The sequence below is a fragment of the Deltaproteobacteria bacterium genome, assembly GCA_013151915.1.
Lineage (GTDB): Bacteria > BMS3Abin14 > BMS3Abin14 > BMS3Abin14 > BMS3Abin14 > BMS3ABIN14.
In genome coordinates, this window is the sequence record JAADHJ010000010.1 from 12224 (window position 1) to 24056 (window position 11833).

General features: G+C 55.6%; 7 protein-coding genes. All 7 read right to left on the reverse strand.

Annotated features, from left to right (window positions below):
* Positions 1 to 95 precede the first annotated feature (95 nt).
* Positions 96 to 2831: a BamA/TamA family outer membrane protein gene (locus GXP52_02465; GenBank protein NOY86149.1), complete on the reverse strand. Its 2736-nt coding sequence runs from the start codon at positions 2829 to 2831 to the stop codon at positions 96 to 98.
* The gene (locus GXP52_02470) at positions 2831 to 6754 is read right to left on the reverse strand and encodes an AsmA family protein (protein NOY86150.1); all 3924 of its coding nucleotides are present in this window, start codon (positions 6752 to 6754) and stop codon (positions 2831 to 2833) included. Before GXP52_02470 ends, GXP52_02465 begins: the two co-directional genes overlap by 1 nt.
* Before the next feature lie 137 nt (positions 6755 to 6891).
* On the reverse strand, positions 6892 to 7581 hold the full coding sequence (locus GXP52_02475) for a uracil-DNA glycosylase (protein ID NOY86151.1): 690 nt from the start codon (positions 7579 to 7581) through the stop codon (positions 6892 to 6894).
* Positions 7578 to 8804, reverse strand: a complete 1227-nt coding sequence (gene coaBC, locus GXP52_02480; protein NOY86152.1) for a bifunctional phosphopantothenoylcysteine decarboxylase/phosphopantothenate--cysteine ligase CoaBC — start codon at positions 8802 to 8804, stop codon at positions 7578 to 7580. Before coaBC ends, GXP52_02475 begins: the two co-directional genes overlap by 4 nt.
* Before the next feature lie 143 nt (positions 8805 to 8947).
* Complete coding sequence (locus GXP52_02485; protein NOY86153.1) at positions 8948 to 9568, reverse strand: MBL fold metallo-hydrolase; 621 nt, start codon at positions 9566 to 9568, stop codon at positions 8948 to 8950.
* Positions 9569 to 9627: 59 nt separating this feature from the next.
* The gene (locus GXP52_02490) at positions 9628 to 10068 is read right to left on the reverse strand and encodes a D-tyrosyl-tRNA(Tyr) deacylase (protein ID NOY86154.1); all 441 of its coding nucleotides are present in this window, start codon (positions 10066 to 10068) and stop codon (positions 9628 to 9630) included.
* Between the two features lie 113 nt (positions 10069 to 10181).
* Positions 10182 to 11774, reverse strand: a complete 1593-nt coding sequence (murJ, locus tag GXP52_02495) for a murein biosynthesis integral membrane protein MurJ (GenBank protein NOY86155.1) — start codon at positions 11772 to 11774, stop codon at positions 10182 to 10184.
* Positions 11775 to 11833: the final 59 nt, after the last annotated feature.

Consider the following 11833-nt stretch of genomic DNA (forward strand, 5'->3'; position numbering starts at 1 on the left):
TGGACCTTGCTTTACCTATAGCCTATAGCCTGCTCTACCCCGTTGAACCTTGAACGTTCTTTCCCCACGTTGAACCTTGAACGTTTTTTATTACGTTAGAAAGCGTGTCCGATACTGAAATGGACCCTATACCTGCTCTCTCCGGCCGTAGCGGGGTTCAGTTTATATCCGTAGTCCAGGCTTAACGGCCCGGCCGGGGTCGACAGGCGGATACCCATGCCGGCTGAGGCCCTGAGCGTCGAGTCGTCAAATGGCGCTTCGTTGAGCCACACGGCCCCCGAATCCACAAAAAGAACCCCTCCGATGGACCTGTAGACAGGATATCGGAGTTCCGTGTTCAGGTTGACCATATAATTCCCCCCAACGGGGTTCCCATCAGCATCTTTCGGACCCAGGTTGTCCAGTTTATAACCCCTTATAGAGGTCATCCCGCCGAGGAAAAAGCGTTGGCCGATGATCACCTGATCGCTATTGCCAAAGCTGTGAACAATCCCCCCCCTGGCAAGGCCTGCGAGTACAACGCCGCTCCCCAGGGAAAAGTACCGATGGACAGAGATCTCACATCCGTAATCCTCCGCCTCGGAACCCAGGTATCTGGAGGCCACATTCAATCGTACCTGCCCCAGCGTTCCTCCGGTGGGATTCAGAATATCATCACGGCTCTCGTAAATCCCTTCCAGAACAACCGATGCTACCTTGGTGGACCCCTGATCCTGTGGCGAGAGCACGACCCCGGGTGAGATATTAAAGATATCCTGTCCCTTGAAGCTGTATTCCGCTATCCCCGTTATCTTTTGGGTTATTTCCCGCTTCAATTTCAGGGAGATGGATCTCGTGTCCTCGCTGAAGCTCCCATTTTCTTCCCTGAAATCGCTCAATGAGGATGTAAAATCCATTGACTTGCCAAGGAAATACGGATGCCGGTATACAAGAGATTCGAGGTGTTCGACGGAGCTTCTTCTCAAGCTCAAGGTCAATGAGCGTGCCATGCCGGATACATTTCGATTGGTAACGGACAGCTGGGTCCGAAATCGGTCCTCACTTCCGAAACCCACTTTAATACCTATGGCATACCTTGCCCGTTCGCTGACCTTGACGATGACATCCTTGACAGGGGCCGGGATCTGCTCGTCTGCAAACCCGATGTCCACGGTTGCGAAAACATTCAGGTCGTAAACCCGCTGCTGGGCCTCGATGAGCCTCTCCGTGGTTAACAGATCTCCCCTTTTCAGTCCAAGGGCCCGTCTGATGATTCTGTTGTTTACCTTATCGGTTCCCAGGACGATAAGACTCCCCAGATGCACCTGGGGGCCCGCTGCAACATCCAGAATCACATCCATCGTTCCGTTTTTCCGGGGCACCGCATCTTCTGCCGTTACAGAGGCATAGACGTAGCCATCCAGTCCCAACCGGTCAAGCAGAGCGCCTCGCCCGGCGTCGACCTTTTCCGGTACGTAAGGCGTTCCCACATGAATCCCTACTATCCTCCTGGTCTCATCAGGTGAATACGGGGAATTTTTTATCGTCACCATGCCCACCAGGGTCTGCGGCCCTTCGTCAACGAGGATATGGACCGGACTGGTCATGGGATCCTGAGCCTGGCTGAAAGAAAGCGGTTTGAGGGTCACCTCCGCGTCAAGGTATCCCTGATCCCGATATGCCCTCTTCAGTTCCTTCACCCCGGAGTCAAGACGGCTGCGCACAAATGGCTCCCCTTCAGCAAATCCCAATGAGTCCCTTACCTTTTCCAATGTCAACGACTCCACACCATCAATGGTGAGAGTCCCGAAAACAGCTTTCAAACCCGCGGTGACATCCAGGGTGATTTCCCTCTCTCCCGGCGCCGGTGTCCTGTCGATCCACCGAACGGAGGCCAACGGAAATCCGTCACCGAGAACCTTTTTCATAACCTCTTTCGCGGCCCTTTCCTTTGCCGGTCCGGGGCCGTCTTCCTCGGCAAATGATCTCTTCACTATTTTTAGAAACGGCTTGATCTTCTGATCGGGGCGATCAATAGTTACCAGCAGTTTGAATCGGTCCCCGCGAACGATTTTGTAGGTTACCACCACGCCGTCTTTCACTCGGGGATCGGGCTGGATTGAATAGCTTACCTCCGGATAGTAATAGCCCTTGTCCTTGAGATGGTCCACGATCCTCACCACATCCCGATCCAGGACAACCCCGTCCATTGTTTCGCCGGGCATGGACGCGGTCAGTGAAAGCACCTTGAAACGCGACATGCCCGGATCACCCCTGAGCCTGACATCGGTTATCCGGTACTTCGGCCCCTCCATGATCCGATATATCACGTTGGTTTTCTGCTTGGGCCCCACCTCGGTCCTGTAGGCGGTCTTAATATCCATAAACCCCCTGTAGGAATAGTATTTCTCGATCTTCGACCTGTTCTCCTCGAGCCTTGCGGGTGTAATTTCCTCCTCCCTTCCAAGGTCCATTTTTCTTAAAAGACTGTTGGATGGAATGTGAAGGTTGCCCTCGAAGCGTACCTCCTTGAGCCATTTCCGGGGAAACATGCGAAACAGGACCAAGACGCCATCCGGGAGGGTCTTTCCCAACACCACGATCCTGTCGAAAAGTCCTGTACGGTAGAGATTCTTGATGCCGTCCCTGATATCAGGGGGCCGGAGGACCTTCCCCACGGTTATGGGAACCAGGGCATCAAACTCGGATTGAGGAAATTCCAGCCCCTCGTATGACACCTGCCGTACCGTCTTCCCCGCAAAGGAGAGGATGGGCGGGGACACCTCCGCCGGAGCCGCCGTGGGGAGTGAAAGGATAATGGTCAACAGCGATACGAGGAAGGCTATCTTCATTACCGGATCTCAAACTGAAAATCCAGATCCAGGTTGAAATTCCCCTCGCCTCTCTCCTCACCGATCAATGAAAAACTGTCCAGGAGCTTGTAGCGAAGGGAAACCTCGGGCTCCTCCCGGCTCAGGATGGCAGCCGAAGCGCTCAGCGATAATCTTTCCCCGAGACGCTTGTCCAATCTTATCCTGGAGGTCGTTCCTCCTGTCCTGCTTACAGTGACCGGATCAATCACAACACGGTCAAATCCGGTGATGTTACGGACGCCCGATTCAAGGGTTCCCTTGAGTTCACTGGAAAGGAAAAGGGCCGCTTCGGTGGCCGAGACGTTTCTTCCGGATTCAAAGGCTTTCTCACTGACCGCCCCCCAATTCAGCAGGGAGAGGATATCCGTCTCACTTAAAGGTGGAGATGAGATGAGATCGAGCTTGAATTTGGAGGGTACGCCGTTTACCAGAAGCTCGATCGTATAGTCCCGCAGCATACCGTCCCGATCCAACCCGCTGATGTCCGTTCTGGCGGAAAAATCGAAGTTCGGTTCAATTACCTCCGGGTTGAAAAAACCGACGATGCCCCGGGAGATGGCAAACGACTTTCCCCTGTAGATGATATCCCCCTTATCCATAAAGAAACGCCCTGTCAAAACGGGCTTTCCCACGGTCCCCTGGAGATGGAGGGTCCCCTTTGCATCACCTCGCAGCAGTTTCATATCCACTTCAATGGGGTTTATCGTTTCCATTTCGATGTCGAGGGCAAATCGTCCCGTTCCACCGTTCCCCCCTCCCTTACCCGGAGCAAAGGGACCCGGAGCGCCTGCGCTCTCACCGAGGAGGGAAATTGGATTATCGATGTCGATATCCCTGATGTACTTTCCCTCGTCCATCTTCACGCTGCCCCGTATGTTCCCTTTTCCTCCATCAAGGCTCAGAACGATCGTAGCCCTGTTCAAGGTGGATAGCCCATCAGGAAAATTCACGGCGATCCCCTCGCCTTTCCACTGGAGACGACCCCGGACCGGAGTGAGGCCCTCCAGAAAAAGATCCCCATCCATCTCTATCGTTCCCTTTTTCACCTGTCCGGTTATCGCGTCAAAATGGACCCTGTCGTTGAGAATCTCAATACGTCCTTCAAGATGCTCAACCTTCAGTGGAAATGGAAGATGGGCGACACAGGATGTGTCCCGGATGTTGAGATACCCGCTCAGGCTCGGATGTGAAAGGGTACCCGATATTCTCAGATGTATCTCGGTGCGGCCGAAAAAGGAGTTGACTGTAGGCCTCAGGTATGAAAATCCCCCCAGGTCGATCTCTCCTTCCATGTTTCCCCCGATGATCCCCTTGGGAGCAATGGTCAGGGCTCCTCTTAACACCGATTCTCCGGAAGCGAGCTGGAGATCCTCAAACCTGATGCCGCGTTCGGGTTGGTAGGTGAAAGGCACCGATCTGGTTGATCTGAAATCGATACCCCGTATATTGAACCTGGCTTCGTCGATCGTGCCCTCGACTTCAGTTTTTTTCAGGTGCAGAAGAACCCCTTTGGCGCCGGCCTTTGCAAGCAGCTCCCCGGACGCATACCCGGAAGGTATGCCCAGTCCGAAGAAGTTGTTCAGGTCCTCATGACTTGCTTTCTCCAGTGTCCGGATCGTTCCGTAAAAGGGAATTTCACCGGAAAGGTCCACCGTAACCTCGGCGGCAAATTTGCCGTTTATCAACTCGGCATTTCCCTTCAGGGTTTTCCCCTTCAGGTCGAAGGTGCCTTTGCCGCTCCCCCAGGATCTTCCCTCGAAACTGATCTGATCCCACTTGGCGGCGGCGGTCCCTTCAATATCTTTTCCGTCCAGACCGCCGGAGACCCCTGCGGTAAAACTTATCTCACCGCTGAGGGGCACCTTGAGCTCTTTAAGAAACCGGAGGCTTTCCATGGGGACACCATGGACCGTTGCCAGTTGGGCGCTGAAACGACCATCCTTTATGCTCCCTCTCCCAACCATTAGTTTACCCGCCTTCGTCAGTTCTATCTTGTCGAACACCAGCCCTCCATCCCTGAGAACCATGTGAAAATCGGACCGTTCGAACTCCTCGCCGTTCAGTCTGATTTTCCGGAGGACACTGTCGCCTTTTCCGGTCAATGAACCGTTGCGAAAAGAAAAATCCATCTGTACGGCGATTTCCCCGGAAAGGTCCAACGGGACATGAAAGACCTGAAGGATATCCTGCAACCGGCCGTTGGAGGTCCCGACCGACCATTCACCCCCGCGGTCTCCCCCTTTCCATGGAAGCCGACCCTGTAAAGTCAGTACGGTGGCTCCCACCTTGAGGGAGGCAAGTGGACATGTAATCCCCTTTGAATCGATTTGCAGATGCGCCTTGAGAAAGTCGGCGGCATACCCTCTGATTGAGGGATGCTGAAAAACAAGATCCAGATTCGCCAGGGGTGCCTGCCAATCCCCGGACACCTCGCCATCAGCCTGAAGAGTACCCCCTGCACCCCTGGCCCATGAAAAATTCTCCCAGGTTCCCAGGTCGGACTCGGTAAGTTTGACGGTCAGGTCGGGACCTGACGGCCCCAGTGTGCCGGACGCCTCCATTGCCAGCGATCCGGAGGCCGCTTTAAACCGCTCAAGTACATAGCTGGAACCGGCATAGACCCCTGACAGGTCAAACCCGAAAACCTTTGGGGCACCCCGGCCGATGGAAAGGTCTGCTGTTCCCTTGAGACCAACCTGAATACGCCCGCCGCCCTTACCGGGAAAAAGATACCCCTCTATGCCGCACTGTGCCGAGAAGCTTCCCTCCAACGGGGAGCGGTCCCCGGATATCTCCTGGAAGAGTTTGGCTATAGGATATTTACTGGTGGAAAGATCTGCCTTGAAAGGAAGCCCCCTCGTGAATCCCACCTCCATACGTCCCTCCAGGTTTTCACCGCGGTACAGCGCTTTTAACCCCTCAAGGGTAGCGTGGCCGGCGTCCAGCGAAAGGCGGGCACTGATATTATTAAATTTTCTCCCATAGACTCGGACCTTTCCGCCCTCCATTTCACCGGAAAGGTATGGTGAACGAAGATCGCCGCCAACCTCGCCCGAAAACCGCAATTTGCCCGCCCCGGCTCCGATCAGCCACGGCAGCTTTCCAAGGTCCGCGGTAAGGGCTATCGACCCTGAAAGAGGGGTTGATGGGACCAGGGGAAGCGTGCCGGTAAAGCTGACTCCAAGGGGATCGGTGAAAAGGTTGAACTTCGACACGAGGAGCTCGGTGGGGGTATACGTCATCTCCGCCTGGAGTGATTGAACGCTGATTGTACGACCCTTGGGAAAGCCCCTCCATCCCACTTTTCCATTATTGGCATGAAGGGAGAGCCTTCCATGCCCGGGGGAATCGAAGGACCCGCGGTCAAACCTGACGAGAACGTTATCAAGCCCCACCTCGACGCCGGCGGGAAGATCATGGTACGATATATGGGAATTCAGCAGTATGACACTACTTACCTGGATGTGTACCAGGCTTATGTTTTCAAGGCCCGGCGAAGATTTTTTCTTTTTCCAGAAGGGGAAAAGAGGCTTTACGGCGATGGTACCGTCCATGTCCCGAACCACGTTCAGGTCAATCCCGTCCACCTGGAGCTCCTTGATGCCGACCGTGCCCCTGAAAACCGAGAGGGGGTCGAATTTTATTCCCAGCCTTCTCACCGAAATTTCGCCGGCCTTGCCCTGCAGATCCTTCAGGGTGACGTTCTCCATGGAAAGACCGGTCAGAAACACATCGTAATCAAGTTTCCCGATGTGAAGCTCGACCCCAAGATGTTTCCTTGCCTGTTGGATTAGAAGGTCGCGAATGACATCCTTGAGTTTAGGATTCGTGAGCACCTTCACTGTGACCGTTGCACCGGCCATGACCAGCACAAGGAAAAGGGCGATAATTCGAAGTTTCAAGTCTGAATAACCTCGTAAAAACCTCTTTCAAGGGACACAGCCTCAGGTCATGCTCCCCGTGACCCTGTTTACCTGAAGGGACCCGGGCAGATGCATCCGCAGGAAGCTCAGGGGACATGCGTCACGGACCTGAGACCTCAACCCTCCTCGATGGGAAGACCGAGGCGTTCCATGATCATGCGCATGTCGCTCCAGACATCCTTCTTCGCGTTGGGATTCCGCAGGAGAAAAGAGGGATGGTATGTGGGCATGAGAGGAATCCCGTTAAAATCGTGAAACCTGCCCCGGAGCCCGGAAATCCGCATATCGGTGTCGAGCAAGGTCCTGGCGGCGAAGCTGCCGAGCGCGCAGATGATCTTCGGGGAAATAATTTCAACCTGCCTCAGGAGAAAAGGTTTGCATGCCGTTACTTCTTCAGGTTCGGGATTTCGGTTGCCGGGAGGGCGGCACTTGTTGACGTTGCATATATACACCTCGCCCCTTTGAAATCCCATGGCCTGAATAATTTTTGTAAGAAGCTGACCTGCTCTGCCGACAAACGGCTCTCCCGTAAGATCCTCGTCCCTACCCGGTGCCTCGCCGACCAGAAGAAGCTGGGCATCCGGATTGCCTACTCCAAATACGAGTGTTGTCCTGCTGTCACCCAGGGCGCAGCGATGACAATCCCCAATGGTCCGTTTGAGTTCCTCCAGCGCACGGCCAGGTTCAGGTTTCATAATATTCTCCGGAGCTTCGGATACGCCGGAAGTGATATCGTCCGTTGGGGATATTGCGGCATCCAGACCGATGGATTCCAGATAGATTTTCCTCAGCTCGCTCTCATTCATAAAGAGTTGATTCTCCAGAGCTTCAGCGCACGATCGAGTATCCTGTCGGCAAGTTCCCTCTTGGGGAGAAGCGGAAGGCCCTCGGTGGTCCCGTCTCTTTCGATCAGTGTCGCCCTATTGCTGTCGGATTGGAATCCGGAGTCCGCCTCAGTGATGTCGTTGGCTACGATCAGATCGAGGGATTTGGCCTCAAGTTTAGCCCTCGCGTTCTTTATCAGATCCTCACTCTCCGCGGCGAACCCTACAAAAAGCCTGTCCTCTTTTTCTTTTGCAAGCTCACGGAGAATGTCGGGATTAGCCTCAAGTTCAACGGTGAGTTTTTTTCGGCCGTCCTTCTTTATTTTTTTCCCGGACGGTGCCGACGGCCTGTAATCGGCCACCGCCGCTGCCATCATAAGCCATTGGCACCCGCCAATGTGGGTCCTGGCTGCCGCGAGCATTTCCTCAGCGGTGCCGACATTGACGACCTGGGGTCCCGCCGGAGGCGCCAGGTTTGAAGCGCCCGATATGAGAACAACCCCGGCGCCGCGTTCGTGCGCTGCCTCAGCGAGGGCGTAGCCCATCTTCCCGCTGGACCGGTTGGTCAGGAACCGCACCGGGTCAAGGGGTTCTACGGTCGGTCCCGCCGTAACCATGACACTGATTTCCGACAGGTCTCCATCGCGGCCTGGAAGGGCCCGTGAAAGGGCATCGAGAATCTTTTCCACATCGGCCAGCCGTCCGGGACCTTCGGCGCCGCACGCCAGCTCGCCCTGGCCCGGCGGAACGGACAGGACACCCCTTGAATGGAGGATGCCCATGTTTTCCTGTACGGCTGGATGCTCCCACATCCTGGAATTCATGGCAGGCGCCACCACAACCGGACAGTCCACAGCCAGGAGGGTAGTGGTCACCAGATCGTCGGCCATCCCGTGGGCGGCTTTGGCCAGGAAGTTTGCTGTGGCGGGCGCGACAACCATCAGATCCGCCAGTCTTCCCCTCTCGATATGCCCGATCGCCCGCCCCTCGGTAGGGGAAAAGAGATCAACCCCCACCGGATTCCGGGTCAGGACCTCCATGGTCAGAGGGGTGATAAAGCGGGTGGCGTTTTGGGTCATAATCACGGACACCTCGGCGCCCAGGCGAATCAGTGCCCTGGCGATTTCAGCGCTTTTATAGGCACCGATCCCTCCCGTTATCGCGAGGAGGATATTCCTGCCCTTAAGATTCGAGTGATCCTGCATCTAATTCCTTCCCTCTGTACTCTATACTCTGGACCCTGGACTCTGGACTCTTATGACTCTGGACTCTTCCCTCTACTCTGGACTCTATGACTCTGGACTCTATGACTCTGGACTCTGGACTATGGACTCTGTCATCCCCTTTATCACCGCAGGAACGGATTGTGCTTCCGTTCCCGGCCGACGGTCGTCTCCGGACCGTGCCCGGGGTAGACAGGGGTGTCGTCCGGAAGAACGAGAATCCTTTCCTTTATGGACCGGATCAGGGTCGAAAAATCACCACCCGGCAGATCCGTCCTTCCAATGGATCCGGCGAACAGGGTATCCCCTGGGAAAATACCGATTGACGTTTTGAACGTAACACCCCCTGGACTGTGCCCCGGAGTGGACATAACCTCAATCGTCTCCCCTCCGACCGTTATGGTGTCGCCGTCGTCGAGCAGCCGATCGGGCTTCGGGGACGGTTGGACCGCAAGTCCGTACATGCCGGCCTGCGCGGCGGCCTGGTCAAGCATGGGCTCGCTCAGTCTGGGAACCATAAGGGGAGCTCCCGTTGCCCCGACGATATCGGCATTGGCCCCAACGTGGTCAAAATGGGCGTGGGTTATCAGTATCGCAACCACTTTCCAGGGCCTGCTGTTTATCCGGTCGATAATAAGAGCGCCGTCGCCCCCGGGATCGATAACCACCCCCTCACCTGTTTTTTCATCCCCGATGATAAAACAGTTCGACTGAAGAGGACCTACCAGCAGATGTTCCAGCTTCATTGTGTTTTTCCTTTTCCCGGCAGAGCGTCGGAAGGCCCCGACAGACTCCCGGATTGAAATCATCTTGACTCGAGCAGGATGGTTACCGGTCCATCATTGGCAAGGGTGACCACCATGTCCGCCTGAAAAATGCCGGCCTGTGTGGGAACGCCCATATCCCTCATCCTCTCAAGAAACCTTTCGTAAAGCTCCCTGGCCTGTTCGGCGGGGGCGGCACGGGAAAATCCCGGGCGGTTGCCGCTGGACCTGTCCGTGATGAGGGTAAACTGGGAGACAACCAGGGCTCCGCCTCGTACGTCCTTGACCGAAAGGTTCATCCTGCCCGCATCATCGTAAAAGATCCTCAGGGCGGAGACCTTCCGCGCAAGGTAATCCACGTCCTTTGCGGCGTCATCCACGGCAACACCCAGAAAAACCAGCAGGCCGTTTTCTATGGCCGAGACAACCTTTTCGCCGACCTCGACCCTGGCCCACTTGACTCGCTGGACAAGCGCCCTCATAAACCTTACTGATCCTGATAGAGTCGTAAAAAGTCCATTCGTGGCTTTTTACTCCACGGAAAGCGAAAAATGTCATTTTCACTTTCCTCACAAATCTTCGATTTGCGCTCCCTTCAGTGGGAGCGTTTATGACTTTTTACAAAGTCATCAATCCTGCTTACCAGCTTCCCTTTGATATCCATTGCGCCTTCACATCGGAGGGCCAATGCAGCAATGGAGTATACAATAATCCCCAGGGCCATACAACCGAGGAGCCCTGCCGCCCTGGCGGGTGTACCCATGGCGAGCCAGTCGTAACGCCCCGAAATTGAAGAGGCCGCTCCAAACATGAGGATGGCGGCCATGAAAGATTTTGCGGCCTCCCTCAGGAACCCTCCGGTCATCCACGACTTTCCCCTGCGAATTGTAAACCTGATCGCGAGAAATCCAAAATTAAGAACGGAGGCCAGGGATGTTGCCAGGGCAAGGCCCGCGTGCAGCATGGGACCCATGAGCAGGAGGTTCAGCAGGACATTCGCCGCCATGGCCAGGGAGGCCCCTGCGAAGGGAGTGCGGGTGTCCTCCATGGCGAAAAATGCCCGTCCCATTATCTTTACCCCGATGAAAAATGGGATTCCCACGGAATAGAACAGGAGCGCGGCGGCGGCTCCGATGACATCCTTGCCCACGAAAGCTCCTCTCGCGAAAAGGGTGGCAATGATGGGCTCCCTTAGCGCGATGAGGCCCAGGGCCGCTGGAAAACCTATGAAAGCGGTCAGGGACAGTGAGAATGATACCGTTTGCGAGAAATCGTCGAACCTCCCCCCGGAGAACTGGGCTGACAGGGTAGGTAGGGCCGCTGTGGCCAACGCGATGCCGAAAACCCCCAGAGGAAACTGCATCAGGCGGTTTCCGTACCACAGGTAGGTAATACTTCCGGCGGGCAGAAAGGAAGCGATAAGTGTGTCGACCACCATATTGACCTGATAGACGGCTACTCCCAATGCCGCGGGGCCCATCATTACCGCAACACGCCTTACACCTGGAGACACTACCTTCAAGCTCAGGGAGGGGATTGCGTCCCTGGCCTTCAGAGGACCCAATTGTATGAGGACCTGCAGGATGCCTCCTACCAGCACACCCCAGGCTATACCCACGATTGGGTCGGCAAGTCCCGGCGAAACCAGCAGGGCAAAAATAATTATGCTGACATTAAGGAGGGCAGGCGCCAGAGCGGGGGTCAGGAAGTGCCTCCTGGCGTTCAGTATCCCCATGCCGAGGGCGGCCACACAGATAAACATCATGTAGGGAGCCAGCCAACGGGTGAGAACAACGGTCCTGAGAAAAATATCGCTTCCGGGGTCAAATCCCCAGGCTACAAGGCGAACCACCTGGGGTGCAAAGAGGATCATCCCGGCAGTGAGGACAGAGAGTACAGCCACGAGCAGGGTAAAAAGGCCGCTGGAGAATTTCTTCGCCTCCTCCGGCCCGCGATGTTCCAGGATATCGGTGTAGACGGGGACGAAGGACGCCGCCAGTGCGCCTTCCCCGAACAGCTGTCTCATGAGATTGGGAATCCGGAAGGCCACATAGAACGCGTCCGCGGAGGATGCCGCACCGAAGAGGAAGGCCATGACGGCATCCCTGCACAGGCCCAGGACACGGCTGACAAAAGTGGCGCCGCCGACAATCCCCGCCGCCTTGACCATGCTGCTTCTCTCGCTCACATGTCCCTTCATTTCGTCACGTTCGTATGATAGATAAGGCTATCCCGGATCAGCCGGGA